Origin of the sequence: Variovorax sp. YR566, from assembly GCF_051992195.1 — a bacterium.
In the GTDB taxonomy this organism is placed as follows: domain Bacteria; phylum Pseudomonadota; class Gammaproteobacteria; order Burkholderiales; family Burkholderiaceae_C; genus Variovorax.
Genome location: NZ_CP197092.1, coordinates 3,086,673 through 3,106,658, shown reverse-complemented (window position 1 = coordinate 3,106,658; position 19,986 = coordinate 3,086,673). Strand labels below are relative to the sequence as shown.

Genomic DNA, 19,986 nt, shown 5'->3' with positions numbered 1-19,986 from the left:
TCTTTGAAAGGAACACGCACCATGAGCAACACCATCGTCACCAAGGACGGCACACAGCTGTATTTCAAGGACTGGGGTTCCGGCCAGCCCGTCGTGTTCAGCCACGGCTGGCCACTGAACTCCGACAGCTGGGAATCGCAGATGCTGTTCCTCGCATCGCAGGGCTATCGCACCGTGGCGCATGACCGCCGCGGCCATGGCCGCTCCAGCCAGCCCTGGAACGGCAACGACATGGACACCTACGCCGACGACCTCGCCACCGTCATCGAGACGCTGGACCTGAAGAACGTGATCCTGGTCGGCTTCTCGACCGGCGGCGGCGAAGTGGCGCGCTACATCGGCCGCCACGGCACCAAGCGAGTGGCCAAGGCCGCGCTGATCTCGGCCGTGCCGCCGCTGATGCTGAAGACTGCCGCCAACCCCGGCGGCCTGCCGATCGAAGTGTTCGACGGCCTGCGCGCCGCGCAGCTCGCGAACCGCTCGCAGTTCTACAAGGACGTGCCCTCGGGCCCCTTCTTCGGCTTCAACCGCCCCGGCGCCAAGGTGTCGCAGGGCCTCATCGACTCGTGGTGGGCGCAAGGCATGGCGGGCGGCCACAAGAACACCTACGACTCGATCAAGGCGTTCTCGGAAACCGACTTCACCGAAGACCTGAAGAAGTTCGACGTGCCCACGCTCATCGTTCACGGCGACGACGACCAGATCGTGCCGATCGGCGCCGCCGGCCTGGCCTCGGCCAAGCTGGTGAAGAACAACAAGCTGATCGTCTACCCCGGCGCACCGCACGGCCTGACCGATACGCACAAGGACAAGTTCAACGCCGACCTGCTGGCGTTCGTGAAATCCTGATAGCCCCGACAGCCTGATGAAAAGGGGCCCGCAACCGGGCCCCTTTTCTTTTCATCAGGTGAGGATGAATCAACCTCTTAGTATTCGGGGAAAACAACACCAAGACCGAGGACTCCAATGGACATCTTCGAAAACGTGCTGGTCATGCTGATCGCCGCCTGCCTGCTGTTGCAGCTCTCGCGGCGCCTCGCACTGCCCTATCCGTCGATGCTGGCGCTGGCCGGCGTGTGCCTGGGCGCAATGCCCTGGGTGCCGCACATCAGCCTCGACCCGCATCTGGCGCTGGCGCTCTTCATCGCGCCTGCCCTCCTCGATTCAGCCTTCGACATCTCGCCGCGCGAGTTGCGGCGCAACTGGATGCCGCTGATCTCGCTGGTGCTGGTGGCGGTGCTGCTGACCACGGCGGTGGTCGCATGGGCCGGCTGGGCTTTCGCGGGCCTGCCGCTGGCGGCCGCGATCACGCTCGGCGCCATCGTCGCGCCGCCCGACGCTGTGGCCGCGGCTGCGGTGATGCAGCAGTTCCGCATTCCGCGACGCACGCTTTCGATCATCAACGGCGAGAGCCTGCTCAACGACGCAGTGGCGCTGCTGGTGTTCGGCGTGGCGGTGTCGGCAGCCGGCGCCGCGCACGTGCCCATGACGAGTTCGCTGCCGATGCTGCTGGTCGCGGTGCCGGGCGGTGCGCTGGTCGGCTTCGCGTTCGCCAAGCTCAACATCCACTTCGGCTCACCGCTCTTCGCGGGCACGCGCTCGGCCATCATCTTCCAGTTCGTGATGACCTTCGGCGCGTGGATCGTGGCCGAGCGGCTGCACCTGTCGCCGATCATCTCGGTGGTTGCCTTCGGCATGACGCTGGGCCAGTTCGCGCCAAAGCACCACGCTCCGCGCGACCGCGTGCACTCCTATGCGGTGTGGGGCGCGGTGGTGTTCACGCTCAACGTGCTGGCCTTCTTCCTGATGGGGCTGCAGGCGCGCAGCATCCTCGAGCGGCTGTCGGGGCCGCAGCTGGTGCATGCCCTGCAGTTCGCCGGCCTCGTGCTGGTGCTGGTCATCGCGGTGCGGGTGGTCTGGGTGCAGATCTACGGGGCCGCGATGCGCACGTACAAGCTGCGCCTGATCGCCCAGGGGCACGACATTCCGGTGCCGTCCAGGCGCATCGGGTTGCTGGTCGGCTGGTCGGGCATGCGCGGGCTGGTGACGATGGCCACGGCCTTCGCGCTGCCGGCGGATTTTCCGGGGCGCGACCTCATCGTGCTCAGCGCGTTCGCGGTGGTGCTGGGCACGCTGGTGATCCAGGGCTTCACCATCGGGCCGCTGATCAGGGCATTGAAGATCGAGCCCGACGCATCGCTCGACAAGGAGGTCTCGCTCGCGCGCACCGCGATGATGGATGCGGCGCTGTCGGCCCTCGAAGCCGAAGAAAGCCGCGAGGCCGACGCCGTGCGCGACGAATACCGCGCGGCGCGCGTGCTGGCGCAAGACGAGCGCCAGCCGCAGGCGAAGACGGCGCACGACCGGCTACGCGCCGTGGCCATCCGCGCGCAACGGCAGGCGCTCGAAGCACTGCGCCACAGCGGGCAGATCGAGGACGACGCCTACCACCAGCTGGAAGAAGAGATGGACTGGGCCGAGCTCAACGCCATTCCCGCGAACGACGTGCGCCTGCAGAGCGTCTAGAACCCTGCGCTCAGGATTCCTCGTACCACCTGTCCTTCGCCAGCATCACCCGGTGGTGCCCGTGCCCCGAGGGCATCATCGGAAAGCAGTTCTCCTGCGCCGCAACCTGCACGTCGAGAAAGAACGGCCCCTGGCTCGCTAGGCATTCGGCCAGCGCGTCTTCCAGCTCGGCCGGGTCCGACACCCGCCGCGCGCCCCAGCCGAAGGCCTTGGCCAGCGCCACGAAGTCGGGCAGCGCCTCGTTCCAGCTGTGGCTCAGGCGGTTGCCGTGGTTCAGCTCCTGCCATTGCCGCACCATGCCCATGTAGCCGTTGTTGCACAGCACCAGCTTCACCGGCACGCGGTGCTGCACGGCAGTGGAGAGCTCCTGGATGTTCATCAGCACCGAGGCATCGCCGCTCACGCACACGGTCAGCGCCCCGGGGTGGCCGATCTGCGCGCCGATGGCGGCGGGCAGGCCGTAGCCCATGGTCCCTGCCCCGCCCGAGGTGAGCCAGTGGTGCGGGCTGTCGAAGCGCAGGTACTGCGCGGCCCACATCTGGTGCTGGCCCACGTCGGTCGACACGATGGCATTGCGACCGCCGATGGCGCTCTGCAGCGACGACATCAGCTGCTGCGGCAGGATCGAGTCCTCGCGCGCTTCGAAGGCCAGGCAGTCTTCCGCGCGCCAGCGCTCGATGCGCGCCCACCACGGTGCGAGGCGCTCGGGCGCGAAGCCCTCCGCTGGCAGCAGCGCCAGCAGGCCTTCGAGGATCACCTCGCAGTCGCCCACCATCGGCACGTCCACGCGCACCACCTTGTTGATGCTGCCAGGGTCGATGTCGATGTGGATCTTGCGTGCATGCGGACAGAACTCGTCGAGCTTGCCGGTCACGCGGTCGTCGAAGCGCGCGCCGACGCACACCACGAGGTCGGCCTCGTGCATTGCAAGATTGGCTTCGAGCATGCCGTGCATGCCCAACATGCCGATGAACTTCGGGTCGGACGCGGGGAACGCGCCCAGCCCCATCAGCGTGAGCGTGCACGGTGCGTGCAGCAGGTTCACGAGCTTCGCAAAGGCCTCGCACGCGGCAGGCCCCGAATTGACCAGCCCGCCGCCGCCGTAGATGACGGGCCGGCGCGCGGTCGAGAGCAGGTCGGCGGCGCGCTGCATCATGGCCTTGGGCGGCAGCGCCATGCGGCTCGTGCGCAGGGCCCGCAGCGGCGCTGGCTCGGGGGCCTGGCCCAGGCGGTCGAGCTGGATGTCCTTCGGCACGTCGAGCAGCACTGGCCCAGGGCGGCCGGTGGTGGCGATCTCCAGCGCACGGCGCACCAGCGAGGGCACGTCGTCGGCCGAGCGCACCTGCCGGTTCCACTTGGTCACCGAACGCGACATGCCCAGCGCATCGCTCTCCTGGAACGCCTGCGTACCGATGACGGCCGTTGCCACCTGTCCGCTGATGCACAGCACCGGCACCGAATCGCTCATGGCATCAAGCAGCCCGGTGATCGTGTTGCCCACGCCCGGCCCCGAAGTGACCAGCACCACGCCCACGCGGCCGGTGCTGCGCGCATAGCCTTCGGCCGCATGCACGGCCGCCTGCTCGTGGCGCACCAGCACATGGCGCAGCCGCGGCTCGCCGTGCAGCGCGTCGTACAGCGGCAGCGCCGCGCCGCCGGGGTAGCCGAAGATGGTGTCCACGCCGCACTCGACCAGCGTGTCGAGCAGGGCTTCGGCGCCGTTGCGAATGCGCGCTGGCGTTTCCGGGTGAAGAGAGAGGGAGGGCGTGAGGGGTAGGTCGAGCAGTCGCATGCCGTCAATTCTTCCGGTTCGGGAGCAAAATATGCTTCTTTCTTTTGGCTCTTTAAGCTCGATTAATGAAAACCAATCGGCAAACACCCGGCGACAACGAAGGATCTTTTGACAAGACCGACCTGGCGATCCTGCGCGTGCTGCTGCTCGACTCGCGCAAGACCCTGCAGGAGATCGGCAACGAGGTCGGCCTGTCGCCCACCAGTTGCTGGACGCGCATCAAGAAGCTCGAAGCCTCCGGCGTCATCAAGCGCTACACGGTCGACGTGGACCCGGCCAAGCTCGGCTATCACGACTCGGTGATCGTGCAGGTCACGCTCGAAAGCCACACCGACGAGACCCTGTACGACTTCGGCCGCGTGCTCGCGACCATTCCCGAGATACAGGAGGCCTATCTGGTGTCGGGCGACTACGACTACTACATCCGCATCGCCGTGCGCGACACGCGCGACTACGAGCGGCTGCTGCGCGAAAAGCTCTACAAGATCCCGGGCATCCGGCACAGCAAGTCGCACTTCGTGCTGCGCGTGCTGAAGGAAACCAGCGTGCCGGTCATCTGAGGGCGGTGCGAGCAAGCTCCTTCATAAGCGGATCAGTTCCACCCGCCGGTTCTTCGCCCGCCCCGCCTCGTTGCCGTTGGGTGCCACCGGCTCTGACGCGCCCGCACCGCGCGTGGTGAAGCGGCGCGGGTCCACCCCGGCCTTTACCAGCACCGCGATCACCGCCAGCGCGCGGCGCTTCGACAGGTCGTCGTTGTGCTTCGCCTCGCCCTGCGCATCGGTGTGCCCCACCACCGACAGCTTCAGCGGCGGGTTGCTGCGCATCAGCTTGGTCATCTCGTCGAGCGTGGGCTGCGACTCGGGGCGGATGATGTCCTTGTCGAGGTCGAACAGGATGCCGTAGAGATTGACGCGCCCCGTCTCCGCCAGGCTCTTCTGCATGGCCGTCGCGTCGACGAACACGATCTTGTTGTCTTCCATCGCCTTGCTCTCGACCACGCGCACGAAGGCGTGGTTGCCGACATCGGCGTTGTGTTCGGCCAGCGCGATGCTGGCGTAGACGGTGCCCGTGGGCCCGGTCTTCTTCGCCAGCAGGTAGCGGCCGCTCACCGAAAAATAGTTGCGCGCGTAGTCGCCGCGGCTGCCCAGGCGCGGCCACTCGGGGTCGTCGAAGGCCAGCGCAAAGTCGTAGGGCGTGTTGGTGTCCACGCTGCCTGGCCGCGGCTTGTAGCAGGAGGCATTGGCCGTGCCGCAGGTAAAGAGCACCTCGAAGCCCTTGGCCTTCAGGCTGGACTCGTAGTTGCGCTGCACTTCGAGGAGCGAACGGTCCTTCGGCAGCTTGTAGAGGTAGAGCGTCACCTTGCCCTCGACCTTGAGCAGGTCGGGCTTGCCGCCGGCCCAGTTCTGGAACGGCTCCTTGATGAGGCCGACCTCGTCGTAGGCGGCGGCCTTGTAGCCGTCGAGCACAGCGCCCTCGTAGCGGCCAACCAGCGGGTGGTCCTTGGCGGGCTCGGCGGCACCCGTGGCGAGCGAAAGCAATGCCATGCCGGCGAGGCTGGCCAGGAACGCGAGCGTTTTCATCGGTGCATCGGGCAGAGTGCGGCAAGAGCGGCGACGCGCTCCATGCTAGGGGGCGAGGCCGCCGCTGTGCATTCGACGGACGGTCTATGCCATTCAAGAATTTGCGGCAAGTTGCCCGGTTTGGCCGGAAAGGCTGGGCGAGGACATAATTGCGCCCGCCCGCGTGAGCGGGAGTCTGGGCTCGTCAAAAGATGGCTACAGCACGGTGCCGGCAATCGTCCGGCGCATCCACAGCACGCGAAAAGTGATTTCCGAGGCAGAAGCGATCTATGAGGCTAGGCAGCAAAGGCTGTTGGCGAATCAGCCGGTGGATCGCAAGGCTTTGGCTGGCCCTGCCGCTGGCCTTCCTGTCTTTTGCGTACGCCGATGAACTCCCGGCGGATGCGGTGCCGCAGCACGACGGCCCTGTCCACATCACGCAGGCCGAGTTGCTCTCGGTTTCCGGCACGGGCTATTCCGCACCTCCGCGGCATATCGTGGACGCCGCTCTGCCAACCGATGGCTGGAAGACGGTCAGCCTCCCCCACACAGCCCGGCGCGAACTGGTGCCCAATGCGTCGAGCGGCGAGCGAACCGTCACCGACTGGTACCGCATCGAACTGTCCGGGCTGACGCCGAAGACGCAGCAGCAGCTTCTCTACCTCCCACGCTGGAAAACCCTGGGCAACATCGCGGTGTACGGCGACGGCGTGCTGCTCTACCAGTCGCATGGCAGCCCCATCCACAACGGCTACAACCATCCGCTCCTGCTGCCGTTGAACGCGACCGCCAATACGCCCGCCCCGGCATCTGTGCTGATTCGCGTCGACCGCCTGCGCAACAGCGGCAGCGGCTTTTCGACCCTGTGGGTGGGCGACGAGGAATCGCTGAGCTGGCGCTACCAGATCCGCCAGTTGCTCCAGGTGCAGTTGCCCTTCATGGGCAGCGCCGCGTTCCTGGCGGTTGGCGCATTCGCGTTCGCGGTGTGGCTGTTCAAGAGGCGCGAATCGCTCTACCTGCTGTTCTTTGCCATCTCGGCGCTCGCCTTCCTGCGCACGCTTCACTACTACGCGGGCGGCAGCTTCATCCCGATTTCGGACGACTGGTTCGAATGGATGACAGTGGCCAGCCTGCTCTGGCTGATCGTCCTCATCCACCTGTTCTTGCAGCGCCTGCACCAGCAGCCATCACCCTGGCTGACCCGTGTGTCGGTGACCCTGGCGCTGGCCTGCAATATCGCAACGCTGCCCCATGTGTCGACGGATATCGTCAGTCTCTACCTGTTCACGCCCCTGCTCAACCTGATGGTGCTGCCCGTCGCGGTGACGATCTTTGCGGTGAACCTGCGCAAGGCGCTGCGCGCGCAACTGCCCGAGGGACGCCTGGTGGCGGGCTGGACTGTCTTCGCCGTCGCATTCACTTCCTATGACGGGCTTCTGCAGAACAACCTGGTCAGCCCGGAGGCCGTGTACACCTCTCCCTACGCCATCATCAGCCTGTTCTTCGTCTTCTCGTACATCATGTTCCAGCGCTACACAGGCGCGTTCGCCGAAGTGGCCCGGCTGAACAAGGGCCTGGCCCAGCGCCTGCAGGCGCGCGAAGCCGAGCTGGAGCAAAGCTACCAGCGGCTGCGCGTGATCGAGAACCAGCACATGCTCAATGCCGAGCGCCGCCGCCTCATGCAGGACATGCACGACGGGCTGGGCTCTTCGCTGATCAGCGCCATCCGCTCGGTGGAGCGAGGCGTCATGAGCGAGGCCGAGATTTCGCGCGTGCTCAAGGGTTGCATGGAAGACCTGAGGCTGGTGATCGACTCCATGGAAAACGTGGAAGCCGACCTGCTGCTCCTGCTGGCAACCATGCGCTTTCGCCTGGCTCCGCGCATCGAGAGCGCCGGCATCACGCTGCAATGGGAAGTGCAACCCGTGCCCTCGCTGCCCTGGCTGGACCCGGACGGCGCGCTGCACATCCTGCGCATCGTGCAGGAATGCGTGGCCAACGTGCTGCGCCACACGCGGGCCACCGTCATCTGCGTGAGCACCGCGACGGTCGATGAAGGCGTGAACGTGGTGATCGAAGACAACGGCGAAGGCTTCGACGTGGAAGAGGCCCTGCGCCGAAGCGGACGAGGGCTGCGCAACCAGCAGCGGCGCGCGCAGGTGATCGGTGGCACGGTGAGCTGGCAGTCCGGCAGCACGGGGACGCGCTTCACGCTGTGGCTGCCGCTGCACCGCAAGGCGGAAACCGACAAGGCCATCAGCGCTTTCTGAGCCCGCCCCTTCCGAGCCCGGCTCAGAGGCTCGCAACGATCTGCTCGCGCAGCCACTTGTGCGCCGGGTCGCGGTGCCGGCGCTCGTGCCAGAGCATCGCCATCTCGTAGCCGGGCACTTCGAGCGGCGCCTCCACCATCCGCAGCCCGGCCGCGCCGCGCGCCAGCCGCTCGGGCAGCATCGCGACCATGTCGGTGCTGGCCAGCACCGACATCATGAAGAGGAAGTGCGGCACCGACAGCGCCACGCGCCGCGTCAAACCCTTTTCGGCCAGCGCCTCGTCCGTTGGCCCGGCGAAGCCTCCGCCGGCGAGCGACACCACCACATGCTCCAGCGCGCAGAACTGCGCGAGCGTGGGCCGGCGCTTCAGGCGCGGATGCCCTGCCCGCCCGGCCAGCACGTAGCGTTCGTGGAAGAGCACGCGCGCGTGCAGGCCACGCGGCGCGCCCACGCTGGTGTGAAAGAACAGGTCGACCTCACCGCTCTCCAGCTGCCGCGCCATGCGCGAAGGCACGGCCTCCACCACGGCCAGCCGCGTGTGTGGCGCCGCGGCACGCAGCCCGGCCAGCGCCGGCAGCAGGATGGCCAACTCGGCATAGTCGGCCGCGGCAACGCGCCAGGTGGTGGTCGCCTCGGCCGGATCGAAAGGCCGAGTTGGCGCCACTGCACGGCCCAGCGATTCAAGCGCCTCGCGCAGAGGCTCGCGCAGTTCATCGGCGCGCGCAGTGGGCCGCATGCCGCGCTGCGCGGGCACCAGCAGCGGGTCGTCGAACGCTTCGCGCAGCTTGGCGAGCTGCACGCTCACCGAGGGCTGCGACAGGTTCAGCCGCCCGGCCGCACGCGTGACATTGCGCTCGGCCAGCAGCGTGTCGAGCGTGATCAGCAGGTTGAGGTCTAGGCGGTTGAAATTGTTCATGGCAATTCCTGGAATTCAGACTATTCATTTCCAATATATCGCCACGAAGCCTAACCTGAGGGCATCTTCATTCGAACCCTTGTGAAACCGTGAACATCCTTCTGGTACTTGCCCACCCCGAAGCCGCCTCGCTCAATGGCGCGCTCCATCGCTTCATGCTCGAACGCCTGGCGGCTCCGGGCCATTCAGTGCAGGTGTCCGACCTGTACGCCATGCGCTGGAAGCCCGCGCTCGACGCCGACGACTTCCCCGCGCGCGACACCGCCGCGCGCTTCGACCCCTCCCTCGAATCGCTCCATGCCTTCGAGGCCGGCACGCAAACCGCGGACATCGCCGCCGAGCAGCAAAAACTGCTGTGGGCCGACGCGGTCGTCCTGCAATTTCCGCTGTGGTGGTACTCGATGCCCGCCATCCTCAAGGGCTGGGTCGAGCGTATCTACGCCTATGGCTTTGCCTATGGCCTCGGCGAGCATTCGGACACGCACTGGGGCGACCGCTTCGGCGAAGGCGTGATGGCCGGCAAGCGCGCCATGCTGGTGGTGACGACCGGCGGCTGGGCATCGCACTACGCGCCGCGCGGCATCAACGGGCCGATGGACGACCTGCTGTTTCCCATCCACCACGGCATCCTCTACTACCCCGGATTCGACGTGCTGCCGCCGTACGTGGTGCATCGCACGCACAAGGTCGACGAGGCTGCCTACGCACGCATCACCGAGGAATTGGGTCAGCGGCTCGACACGCTGTTCACCACAGACCCGATCCCGTTCCGCCGGCAGAACGCCGGCGACTACGAGATTCCCGCGCTCACCCTGCGCGAAGACATCGCGCCGGGCGAGACGGGCTTTGGGGTGCACTCGGCTTAAGGAAGCACCGGGTTGGCAATCGCGCTGGCAATCGCTGCGTCGGCATCCACACGCAGCATGAAGCGCTTCGCCACCAGATCATTGGCGGCCGCAGTCAAGGCCGCGATGTAGCCCGCCTGATCCACATAGCGCTCCTGCAGCGACGGGCGCGGATCACTTCCGCGCAGCGCCGCCGTCTTGGCAAACGCAAAGTACGACCCGAACAGGCCCGCCTGGTCGATCCTGCCCGGCTGGTTGGTGTAGTTCCAACCGGTGTTCGTGCCCAGCGGCACGGTGACGTCCAGGCTGCGGATGCCTGCGATGTCGTTGCCGTCCGCATCCACCTGCGGCACCAGGATCGCGTAGTCGCGGCCCAGGTAGGCCGGCGGCACCTGCGTGGCGATGCCGCTCTCGTCCTGCGGCCTGTAGTTGGGGCCCCAGTCCAGCAGCGAATAGGTGTTGACCAGCCCCGTGTAGCTCACGCCCGGAATCGCCGGGAACTTGACCTGCCGCGGCCGCACCAGCGTAGTGTCTGCCAGCTTCGGCACCTGGCTGTCGGGCGGTGTCGTGCCCTTGACGACCCAGTCTTCCAGGTTCTGGTACAGCGCGCGCACGACCGGAATCACGCCGGCATTGCCGTTGGTCGCATACAGCGCCCCTGCGCTTGCGCCCGGCAGCGACGGGAGGCCCAGCAGATGGTGCGTGCTCGCGTAGTAGTAGATGCGCGCGTTGCCGGGCTGCACGAGGTCGGTCGTGCCCCAGGCATCGGTCAGCAGCGGCGAGCCCTGCAGGGTCCAGAACTCGGTGCCGCTGAAGCCGATGAAGAGCTTGGGACAGGTGCCGCTCGCCTCGCAGCGCGACAGAATGCCGCCGCGCCGCTGCGCCACGTCGTCCACGTAGTCCTTCGAAAGGCCGCGCGTGCCGGCCTGGCCGAAGGCCGTGTGGTCGGCGCGCACGCCACCGCCGCCGCCAGGAATGGAGAAGCGCATGTTGATGTTGGTCTGCCGCGCCGCGATTTGCGCGAACACGCCGTCGAACACCTTCTGGCCCGCACGGTCCTCGTTGAAGCCCAAGTGCACGAAGGTCTTCATGAAGTTGCCGCACTGCGAGACGCCCGAGGCAATGGTGTTCTTGATGGCAGCAGCCACCGGGTTGGCCGTGCCCGCCGCATCGCTCGCGTCGCGGTGGAAGAAGGTGATCATGTCGCGCAGCGCCGCGAGGCCCAGGCCCATGACCTTCGGGTCTTTCGCGATGTAGACCAGTTCATACAGGTAGGCCGGGTCCCATTTGTCCTTGAGGCAGACGTTCGTCTCATCGGGCGTACCGGGGAACGGCGTGGCGGCGCTGCACTTCGCAAACTTCCACTCGCTCGCGGGAATGAGCTGGCGCGCGTCGCCTTCGTTGATGCGGCGAGTGAGCACATAGCCGGGCTTCGTGTTGTCGAGGCTCGCGGTGGCATAGGCCTGCATCGCCGCATTGAACGGGCCGCCTGGCAAGGGCAGCGAATCGTTGTTCGCTGCGGTAGGCAGCAACTCGGCGCGGTAGGTGCCGGTGATGCTGCTGCCATCGGCGTTCTTCGCGACCGGCACCTTCAGCGTGAGCTTGCCGGGCCCGGCCGGCACATCGCCCTGCCAGGCGGCCGTCAGGAACACGTAGCCGCGCGAGGCGAAGTACGGATCGAGGCTCACGATGTTGCCGCGGTTCGGCGCGTCGTAGCGCAGCACGCCGCTGGCCTTCGTCATGTCCTTCGGCTTGAAGAGCACGAAGTCCGACGTGTACTCGACCTTGCCGTTCGCATTGAGCGGCGCGAGCGACAGGTCCTGGATGATGGCGTTGCGAGCGTCCTTCGGATCGACCTCGCCGGTGAAGGTGCCGGTGATCTTCTCGTAGGCGCCCACGCTGCCGAATGTGCCGGGCACGTCTTCGGTCGCGGTGATGGCGAGCTTGTACTTGGGCGCGGTGGCAGTCACGGGCGGTGTGGTGGGTGTCGTGGCGGTGGGCGGTGGCAGCAGCACGCCACCTCCTCCGCCGCTTCCACCGCATGCGCTCAGAAAAAGGGCGGCCGAAGCCACCGTGGCAGCCCAAAGGCTCCAGCGTTTCATGGTTTGTCTCCTTCGTTGTGTGTCTTGTCGTGTTGCGGCGCCGGTCCCCGCTACGGCGCGCGGGCTACTCGGCCTCGATGCCGGCCGACTTCACGATGCGGCCCCACTTCTGGGACTCGTTGGCCTGGAACTTCGCAAGCTCTTCGGGCGAGGTCGTGAACACCTCGGTACCGGTCGGCTCGTAGAACGCGGTCTTCGCAGCCTCGCTCTTCGCGGCCTTCACCAGCAGTTCGTTGAGCCGCTTGACCACTGCGGGCGGCGTCTTCGCGGGCGCATAGGCCGCGAACCAGTAGCCCATCTCGTAGCCCTTCACGCCGGCCTCGGAGATGGTGGGCACGTCAGGTGCGAGCGGCGAGCGTGCCGAGCTGGAGATGCCCAGCGCGCGCAGCTTGCCGGCCTTGACCTGCGGCAGGCCGGTGGCCGTGTCGGTGATCATCATGTTGATCTGGCTGCCCAGCAGGTCGGTCACAGCGAGCGTGTTGCTCTTGTAGGGCACGTGCAGCAGCTTGATGTCGGCCATCTGCTGCAGCAGCTCGCCCGCCATGCGGCTGGACGAACTGCCGCTGCCGAAGCTGTACTTGCCCGGATCCTTCTTCGCGAGCGCGATGAACTCGGCCACGTTCTTCGCAGGGAACGAGGGATTCACCACCATGATCTGCCCGCCCTTGCCGAGCGCCGCGATGGGCGCGAAGTCTTTCACCGGGTCGTAGGGCAGCTTCTTGAACAGGTGCTCATTGGCCGCGTGCGTGGTGTTGGTGGTGATGAGCACCGTGTAGCCGTCGGCGGGCGCCTTGGCCACGTTCTGCGAGGCGATGAAGCCGCTGGCGCCGGCCTTGTTGTCGATGATGACGGCCTGCTTCGTCTCCGCCGCGATCTGGTTGCCGAGCGCGCGTGCGATCTGGTCAGTGGCGGTGCCGGCCGCGAAGGGCACGACGAAGGTGATGGCCTTCTCGGGGAAGGCCTGCGCATGGCTCAGCAGTGGCATCAGGGCCAGTGCGGCGGTCAGCACGGTGAGGGGAAATCGTTTCATTGTTTTGTCTCCGGATGGAATGGCTAGGGGAAAAGAAAAGAGCTGCGGCTATGGTCCGGCCAGCAAGTGCACAAGCGCACGAGGCACGCGAACAGGCATGTCGAGCAGCAGGAAGGACAACGCCTTGCCATGTGCGTCGAGGTTCAGCGCGTCGTTGACGCCCCCGTCCAGCACCGCGTCGAGCACGAAGTTCATCGCGTGCAGCTTCGGCAACACGAAACGCTGCACCTGCGACGGCGCACGGTGGTGGAATTGCGCGGCGACGCGCTCGGGCGTGAGCTGCTCGACCAGCAAGGGATAGAGCTCGGCGTGCCAGGCGATGACACTGATGTTGGAGCGATCGCCCTTGTCGCCGGTGCGGCCGTGCGCGGCGCGGTACAGCGGCACTTCGACGGTGTCGGTAGTGGTGTTCATGCCAGGGCCTCCTCGCCGAGCAGTTCGAAGCGCACCGGCACCGCCTCGCGCGGCAGCAGGCACGACAGCGTGTTGAGCCGCGGCGTGAGCGCGGTGCGCACGCCGCCGCCGCCTGCCGGGCCGCAGGTGTAGAGCGCCATGACCTCGCGCGCCAGTCGCTCGGCCTGCGCGCGATCGGCATGCGTGGCCGCGACGCGCAGGCGCACGTCGCGCAGGCCGGCGTCGGGTGTGTCCGCCAGCGCACGGCCCGCGTCGTCGCCCAGGATGCTCAGCGCGCCGATCAGGTCCACGCGCAACGCGAGTCCGGCCAGGCGCTTGCGCAGCACGTCCGCCGCGAGCCGCGCACGGGCCTCGGCGCGCGGCCCCGCATAGGAGATTTCGCCCTCAGCCAGCCAGCCTCCTTCATGGCAGACGTTGACCTTGTAGCGGCCCGGCCGCGCATGGCCGCGCACGCCGGAGAGCGCAACGCGATCCGCGCCGGGCAGCGCGTGCACTTCGGCGTCGGCAATATCGGCGACCACGTCGGGCGTCAGGTAGGCCGCAGGGTCGTGCACTTCGTAGAGCAGCTGTTCCTTCACCGTGGCTTCGCTCACGAGGCCGCCGGTGCCGTCGGCCTTGCCGATGGTGCAGCGGCCGTCGGCGTCGATCTCTGCGATGGGGAAACCCACCGCTTCCAGCCCCGGCACGTTCTTGTAGCCAGGGTCGGCGAAGTAGCCGCCGCACACCTGCGCACCGCATTCGAGCAGATGCCCCGCCATGGTCGCTCGGCCCAGCCGGTCCCAGTCGTCGGCGCGCCAGCCGAAGTGCGACATGGCCGGCCCTACGGTGAGCGACGGGTCGGCCACACGGCCGCACACCACGATCTGCGCGCCCGCGTCGAGCGCGGCGGCAATCGGCTCGGCGCCGATGTAGGCATTGGCGCTGACCATGCGCAGCCCTTCCATCTGCGCGCCGAGCGCTTCGTTCAGCAGCGCGCGGTGTTCGGGCCCCGACAGGTCGTCGCCCTCCACCACCGCGATGCGCGGCGCGCTCGCACCCAGTTCGCGCGCCATGCGGGCAATGTGCCGGGCGGCGGCGCGCGGGTTGGCGGCGCCGAAGTTGCTCACGATGCGAATGCCATGCGCCAGGCAACGCGCGAGCACGGGGCGCAGCATGTGGTCGAGTAGCGGCTCGTAGCCCGCTTCAGGGTTATCGCGGCGGCGCAGTTGGGCCAGCGCGAGCGTGCGCTCGGCCAGCGTCTCGAAGATCAGGAAGGCGCGCTGCCCCTTGGGGCCGCTGGCCAGCCGAGCGATCAGCGTGTCGACCACCGGCCCGGCGGCATCGGTGCGGTCGCCCGAGAAGCCGGCGGCGCAACCTATCAGTAGCGTGGGCGGATCAATGGAGTTCATTGCCGTGCACTGTAGGCAGCGGCCGGTCATCCGTAAAATCGAAAATACGGATCGATTGATCCGCTTTTCAAATAACAAGAGAGACATGATGAGAAAGACGCCCGACCTCTCCACGCGGCAGCTGCGCGCCTTTCTCGCGCTGGCAGAGCACCGCAACTTCACGCGCGCGGCGCAGAGCAGCCATCTCTCGCAGCCCGCGTTCAGCGCGCTGATCCGCACGCTGGAAGACGCAATCGGCACCCGCCTTTTCGACCGCGACACGCGCAGCGTGCAGCTCACGCCCGAAGGCCGGCTGTTCGAGGGCTCCGCGCGCCGGCTGCTCGACGACATGGGCAGCGCCATGGGCGACCTTGCCGACCACGTGGAGCGCCGCAAGGGCCGCGTGCGCGTAGCGGCCCTGCCCTCACTCGCGGCCGGTTGGCTGCCCACGGTGTTCGCAGAATTCATACAAGCCTGGCCGGGCATCCGCATCGACCTGGACGACGCGCTGTCCGACGCCTGCATCGCGCTGGTGCGCAACGGCCAGGCCGACTTCGCGCTCGCCGCCTCGGGCGCCGGAGGCACGGCAGACAGCGACCTGCGTGCGCGCAAGCTCTGCACCGACCGCTTCCACCTCGTGTGCCGCGCCGACCACCCGCTGGCGCGCGAGCCGCGCCTCACGGTGAAGAAGATCGCGCCCCACCCCTTCATCCAGATGGCGCGCAACAGCAGCGTGCGGCAGGCGCTCGACGCGGCGCTGCATCCGCAAAGGCTGAATGCGGTGTTCGAGGTGGAGCACCTGGCCACCGTGATGGGGCTGGTCGAGGCCGGGCTGGGCATCAGCGTGGTGCCCGCGCTCACGCTGTTCCACTTCCAGCGCGAGACGCTGGTGACGCGGCCGCTGCCCCTGCCTTCCCTCACGCGAACGCTCTACATGGTGCAGCGGCGCGAAGGCAGCCTGTCGGTGGCTGCGCAGACGCTGCACGACCTGATCGTCGCGCGGCTGGGGTCGCTGCGGCTGGATTGACGCTGAGCGCCACGCGAGCGCCCAGCCATGCCGAAAAACTATATCTCCCAGTGCGAACGCGATCTTGCCGGGGGCTGACCCACGGGCAATAGTTCGGGTCGGCGGCGCGCAAGGCCGCACACAAGTTCAACAAGGAGACACATGAGACATTCCCGTCGCGGCTTCGTCGGCCTGATGCTGACCCTGGCCGCCGGTTTGCGCGCATCGCCCGCGCTGGCCGCCCCCCTGTCTTCGCGTCCGATCCGCCTGGTCGTGCCCTTCGGTGCCGGCGGCGTCGCGGACCTGGTCGCGCGCAGCGTGGCCCAGAAGATGTCCGAATCGATGGGCCAGAGCATCGTGGTCGACAACAAGCCCGGCGCGGGTGGCGTGGTGGCTTCCGACACGGTAGCCAAGGCGCCGCCGGACGGCCACACGCTGCTGCTGATGTCCAACGGCAATGCCGTGAGCGTGGGCCTGTTCAAGTCGCTGCCCTACGACACGGTGAAAGATTTCGCGCCGATCTCCACGCTCGGCTACTTCGACATGGCGGTACTCGCCGCGAGCAACAGCAAGTTCAAGACATTCACCGACCTGGTGGCTCACGCCAAGGCCCATCCAGGCCAGCTCAACATCGGCACCATCAACGTCGGCAGTACGCAGAACCTGGCAGGAGAGCTGCTGAAGAGTTCACTCGGCATCGATGCGCAGGTCGTGCCCTTCAACGGCACGCCGGCCGTGGTCACGGCGCTGCGTGGCGGGCAGGTCGACGTGGCGGTGGAAATCCTCTCGCCCGTTCTCTCGCAGATCGAAGGCAAGGCCATGCGCGCGCTGGCGGTCATGGGCGACAAGCGCTCGCCCAGCCTGCCGGACGTGCCGACCGTTGCGGAAAGCGGGACGCCAGGCTTCCAGGTCGCATCGTGGAACGCGCTGGCCGCGCCCGCCAAGACACCGCCCGACGTGATCGCCCGCCTGAACCAGGAGGCCCGTGCGGCGCTGGCTTCGCCCGAAGTCAAGAAACGCCTGCAGAACCTCGGCGTGGAGCCGCGTGGCAGCACACCGCAAGAGCAGGCGCGGCTGCTCGACAGCGAGATCCAACGTTGGTCGGCCGTGATCCAGCGCGCCGGCATTCCCAAGCAGTAAGCAGTGAGCCCGCCTTGATGAAAACCATCGCCCCGCCCCATCCAAACCCGAGCCGCCCCACATTCCGCCTGCCCGCTGGCGCCTGCGACGCGCACTGCCATGTGTTCGGCCCCGGTGACGTGTTTCCGTATTCGGACAACCGCCGCTACACGCCGCCCGATGCGCCCGCCGCAAAGCTGCGCGCCCTACACGAACTGCTGGGCATCGAACGCGTGGTGCTGGTGCAGGCCAGCGTGCATGGCCATGACAACCGCGCCATGCTCGACGCCATTGCGCAATCGCCCGACACCTATCGCGGCGTGGCCATGGTGGGCGCGGGCATCACCGATGCCGAACTCGCCGCGCTGCACAAGGCCGGCGTGCGCTCGGTGCGCTTCAACTTCGTGCAGCACCTGGGCGGCGCGCCCGACCTGCCCACGGTGCTGCGCATGGCCGAGCGCATCCGGCCGCTGGGCTGGCACCTGGTGCTGCATCTGGACGCAGATGACCTTGTCACCTACCGCGCATTCCTCGACACGCTGCCGGTGCCCTTCGTCATCGACCACATGGGCCGCACGATGGTCGAGCACGGCCTCGACCAAAAGGCCTGCGAGATGATGCTGGAGCTGATGCGCGACGAGCGCGCGTGGGTCAAGGTGAGCGGCGCCGAGCGCATCTCGCAGACCCTCTCGACCCAGGGCCAGCCCTATGCGGATGCCGTGCCCTTCGCGCGCCGGCTGATCGAAGCCGCGCCCGACCGCGTGCTGTGGGGCACCGACTGGCCACACCCCAACGTGCGCGAAATGCCCGACGACGGCAAGCTGGTCGATCTGCTGCCGCTGTTCAGCGACGACCCGACGCAGCTTCGCAAGCTGCTGGTCGACAACCCGAGCCGCCTGTACTGGTACGACTGAGCGCCGCCGCCGCGCCTCGTACACGCCACTGACACCGCCCCCACGCCACGGCACAACCGTGGCGTGCGGATGCGCGCGCCTGCGCCCTTGCAGGCTACGAATCACAACGAGGAGACAGACGACATGAGAAGACTTTCCCGCCTTCAGGCACTTTCGCTGCGCGCCCTGCCGGTGCTGGCTCTGTGCACCACCACGCATTCCCCGTGGGCACAGACTGCCGCAGACCCTGGGGCCAGCGTGCAGATCTACGGCCTGCTCGATGCCTTCGTCGGATCGATGCAGCGCAGCGACGAGCCCGGCCGCACCAAGGTGCTCGGCAGCGGCGGCATGACGACGGCGTACTGGGGCGTACGAGGCAGCGAGAGCCTCGGCGATGGGCTGCAGGCGCAGTTCGCACTGGAAAGCTTCTTCCAGACCGACTCCGGCACCTTCGGGCGCAACAGCACCGACCCGTACTTCTCGCGGAACGCGTGGGTGGGCCTGGCCGGCGGCTTCGGCCAGCTGTCGCTCGGCCGGCAGACCAATCCGATGTTCGTGGCCAGCGGCGCCTTCAATCCGTTCGGCGTGTCGCTGCAGTTCTCGCCCGTCATGCTCCACACATGGCAGCCCACGTACAACCGCGCCGTGCTCGGCGACAGCGTGTGGAGCAATGCCGTGCAATACACCTCGCCTACCTTCGCCGGGCTGCGCGCCAGCCTGCTCTACGGCATGGGCGAAGTGCAGGACCGCGAAGGCATCCGCAACCTGAACCTGACCCTCAACTACGCGGCCGGGCCCTTTGCCGCCGTGGTGTCGGTGCAGCAGGCCAAGACGGGCCCCGGCTTCACCACGACCATCGGCCGGCAGGATGCCGCGCTGATCGGCGCCTCCTACGACTTCAAGGCCGTGCAGCTGTACGGCCAGTTGCAGCGCACCCGCACGCCCGACATTCGCACTACCGCCAATACCGCGCAGCTGGGCGCGGCGGTTCCGGTGGGTGCAGGGCGTTTCCTCGCCTCGGTGGCGCGCACCGAGCGCAAGGTGACGGGCGCCGCCGAAACACACCGCACCACCTGGACGGCCGGCTATGACCACTTTCTGTCAAAGCGGACCGACCTGTACGCGGTCTACATGCAAGACCGGCTGACCGGTTTTCGAAACAGCGGCAGCGTGGGTGTGGGCATGCGTCACCGTTTCTGAGCTGCATCGGCCACTGCATTGGCACCGAGGTGCTGCTGCACGAGCTCGCGCAGCAGTTCCCCCATGGCCCGCTGCGTGCGCGTGACTGGCCGCTGCGAACTGGTCGCCAGCGCCAGCCGGCTGCGCAGGCCGGGCTTGACGATGGGCCTGATCGCATAGCGCTGCGATCGTCCCGCGAGGGTGACCGCATTGCGCGACAGCACGGCATGGCCGGCGCCATCGGCCACCAGCGCGAGGATGGCCGGAACGCCGTCGATCTCCAGCGCGATCTGCGGCCGCCGGCCAATAGCAGCAAGCTCCGCCTCGACCAGCATGCGGATCGCATTGGGCCGGGTCGGGATCACCAGTTGCAGCTCGGCCAGCTGATGCAAGGCCAGTGGCGCGCCACGCCGCGCCGGCCCAGTGCCCTTGGTCGCGCTGACCAGGAACAGGTCTTCCTCCAGCACCGTCTCGCTGTCCACGTCGGGCGAAGGCTGCGGGTTGTAGAGCAGCGCAATGTCGAGCCGGCCGGTGAGCAGCGATTCCTGCATCGCCGTCGAGAGGTTCTCGGTGATCGACAGCGCCGCATCGGGCAGCCGCTCACGCACGGCCCGCACCAGCGGCACCGTCAGCACACCGGCCACGCTGGGCGGCAGGCCGACGGCGACCCGACCGGCCAGCGCATCCCGCATGAGGCTCATGTCTTCCCGTGCCCGCTCGACCTGGTGGAGGATGCCGCGGCCATGCTCCAGCAAGCGTTTGCCGGCATCCGTGGTCACCACGCCGCGGCCGTTGCGCACCAGCAGGTTCTGCCGCAACTCCACTTCCAGCTGGCGCACCTGGCGGCTCAATGCGGGCTGCGCGATGTCGATGACGTCCGACGCGCGGGTGAAGCTGCCGAGTTCGGCCACGCGGATGAAGTACTCCAGCTGTTTCAGGTCCATGCCCTGAGGCTATCGATATAACCG

The 19,986-nt window shown here is 67.4% G+C and carries 17 protein-coding genes; 9 read left to right on the top strand and 8 right to left on the bottom strand.

Going from position 1 to position 19,986, the window contains the following annotated elements:
• Nucleotides 1–21 precede the first annotated feature (21 nt).
• Together ACTG4X_RS14430 and ACTG4X_RS14425 are read left to right on the top strand one after the other, a co-directional pair.
• On the top strand, nt 22–849 hold the full coding sequence (locus tag ACTG4X_RS14430; protein WP_093176573.1) for an alpha/beta fold hydrolase: 828 nt from the start codon (nt 22–24) through the stop codon (nt 847–849).
• A gap of 117 nt (nt 850–966) precedes the next feature.
• Nucleotides 967–2,526: a cation:proton antiporter gene (locus ACTG4X_RS14425; protein ID WP_093176571.1), complete on the top strand. Its 1,560-nt coding sequence runs from the start codon at nt 967–969 to the stop codon at nt 2,524–2,526.
• Nucleotides 2,527–2,536: 10 nt separating this feature from the next.
• Here the strand turns inward: ACTG4X_RS14425 and ilvB are convergent, their stop codons facing one another.
• Nucleotides 2,537–4,318, bottom strand: coding sequence for a biosynthetic-type acetolactate synthase large subunit (ilvB, locus tag ACTG4X_RS14420; protein ID WP_440534129.1), 1,782 nt, complete (start codon nt 4,316–4,318; stop codon nt 2,537–2,539).
• Nucleotides 4,319–4,383: 65 nt separating this feature from the next.
• Here ilvB and ACTG4X_RS14415 point away from each other — a divergent pair, with 65 nt between their 5' ends.
• On the top strand, nt 4,384–4,878 hold the full coding sequence (locus ACTG4X_RS14415; protein ID WP_177142350.1) for an Lrp/AsnC family transcriptional regulator: 495 nt from the start codon (nt 4,384–4,386) through the stop codon (nt 4,876–4,878).
• A 21-nt stretch (nt 4,879–4,899) separates the two neighbouring features.
• On the opposite strand, the gene ACTG4X_RS14410 is transcribed toward ACTG4X_RS14415, so the two are convergent.
• Nucleotides 4,900–5,898, bottom strand: a complete 999-nt coding sequence (locus ACTG4X_RS14410; RefSeq protein ID WP_440534128.1) for an OmpA family protein — start codon at nt 5,896–5,898, stop codon at nt 4,900–4,902.
• A 269-nt stretch (nt 5,899–6,167) separates the two neighbouring features.
• On the opposite strand from ACTG4X_RS14410, the gene ACTG4X_RS14405 reads away from it, so the two are divergent.
• Nucleotides 6,168–8,147, top strand: a complete 1,980-nt coding sequence (locus tag ACTG4X_RS14405; RefSeq protein ID WP_440534127.1) for an ATP-binding protein — start codon at nt 6,168–6,170, stop codon at nt 8,145–8,147.
• A gap of 22 nt (nt 8,148–8,169) precedes the next feature.
• On the opposite strand, the gene ACTG4X_RS14400 is transcribed toward ACTG4X_RS14405, so the two are convergent.
• The gene (locus ACTG4X_RS14400) at nt 8,170–9,063 is read right to left on the bottom strand and encodes a LysR family transcriptional regulator (protein WP_440534126.1); all 894 of its coding nucleotides are present in this window, start codon (nt 9,061–9,063) and stop codon (nt 8,170–8,172) included.
• A gap of 89 nt (nt 9,064–9,152) precedes the next feature.
• On the opposite strand from ACTG4X_RS14400, the gene ACTG4X_RS14395 reads away from it, so the two are divergent.
• The gene (locus ACTG4X_RS14395) at nt 9,153–9,929 is read left to right on the top strand and encodes an NAD(P)H-dependent oxidoreductase (RefSeq protein ID WP_440534125.1); all 777 of its coding nucleotides are present in this window, start codon (nt 9,153–9,155) and stop codon (nt 9,927–9,929) included.
• Here ACTG4X_RS14395 and ACTG4X_RS14390 read toward each other — a convergent pair.
• The 4 genes from ACTG4X_RS14390 to ACTG4X_RS14375 form a co-directional block, all read right to left on the bottom strand.
• The gene (locus ACTG4X_RS14390; RefSeq protein WP_440534124.1) at nt 9,926–12,010 is read right to left on the bottom strand and encodes an alpha/beta hydrolase domain-containing protein; all 2,085 of its coding nucleotides are present in this window, start codon (nt 12,008–12,010) and stop codon (nt 9,926–9,928) included. The two genes, ACTG4X_RS14395 and ACTG4X_RS14390, sit on opposite strands and share 4 nt — an antisense overlap.
• 64 nt (nt 12,011–12,074) lie before the next feature.
• The gene (locus ACTG4X_RS14385; RefSeq protein WP_354338365.1) at nt 12,075–13,040 is read right to left on the bottom strand and encodes a Bug family tripartite tricarboxylate transporter substrate binding protein; all 966 of its coding nucleotides are present in this window, start codon (nt 13,038–13,040) and stop codon (nt 12,075–12,077) included.
• A gap of 48 nt (nt 13,041–13,088) precedes the next feature.
• Entirely contained in the window at nt 13,089–13,454 is a 366-nt protein-coding gene (locus ACTG4X_RS14380; protein WP_440534123.1) for an AtuA-related protein, read from the bottom strand.
• Entirely contained in the window at nt 13,451–14,842 is a 1,392-nt protein-coding gene (locus tag ACTG4X_RS14375; RefSeq protein ID WP_440534122.1) for an acyclic terpene utilization AtuA family protein, read from the bottom strand. The genes ACTG4X_RS14380 and ACTG4X_RS14375 overlap by 4 nt, the downstream gene beginning before the upstream one ends.
• 88 nt (nt 14,843–14,930) lie before the next feature.
• Between ACTG4X_RS14375 and ACTG4X_RS14370 the strand changes: the two genes are divergently transcribed.
• The 4 genes from ACTG4X_RS14370 to ACTG4X_RS14355 all read left to right on the top strand — a co-directional run bounded on the left by ACTG4X_RS14370 (nt 14,931) and on the right by ACTG4X_RS14355 (nt 19,039).
• The gene (locus ACTG4X_RS14370) at nt 14,931–15,848 is read left to right on the top strand and encodes a LysR family transcriptional regulator (protein WP_440534121.1); all 918 of its coding nucleotides are present in this window, start codon (nt 14,931–14,933) and stop codon (nt 15,846–15,848) included.
• A 141-nt stretch (nt 15,849–15,989) separates the two neighbouring features.
• Nucleotides 15,990–16,967: a Bug family tripartite tricarboxylate transporter substrate binding protein gene (locus ACTG4X_RS14365; RefSeq protein WP_440534120.1), complete on the top strand. Its 978-nt coding sequence runs from the start codon at nt 15,990–15,992 to the stop codon at nt 16,965–16,967.
• Nucleotides 16,968–16,984: 17 nt separating this feature from the next.
• Nucleotides 16,985–17,860 (top strand): amidohydrolase family protein, encoded by an 876-nt coding sequence (locus ACTG4X_RS14360; RefSeq protein WP_307614469.1) that lies wholly within the window; start codon nt 16,985–16,987, stop codon nt 17,858–17,860.
• Nucleotides 17,861–17,983: 123 nt separating this feature from the next.
• Nucleotides 17,984–19,039, top strand: a complete 1,056-nt coding sequence (locus ACTG4X_RS14355) for a porin (protein ID WP_354338357.1) — start codon at nt 17,984–17,986, stop codon at nt 19,037–19,039.
• Here ACTG4X_RS14355 and ACTG4X_RS14350 read toward each other — a convergent pair.
• A complete protein-coding gene (locus ACTG4X_RS14350) occupies nt 19,027–19,962 on the bottom strand; it encodes a LysR substrate-binding domain-containing protein (RefSeq protein ID WP_440534119.1) in 936 nt (311 codons plus the stop codon). The two genes, ACTG4X_RS14355 and ACTG4X_RS14350, sit on opposite strands and share 13 nt — an antisense overlap.
• Nucleotides 19,963–19,986: the final 24 nt, after the last annotated feature.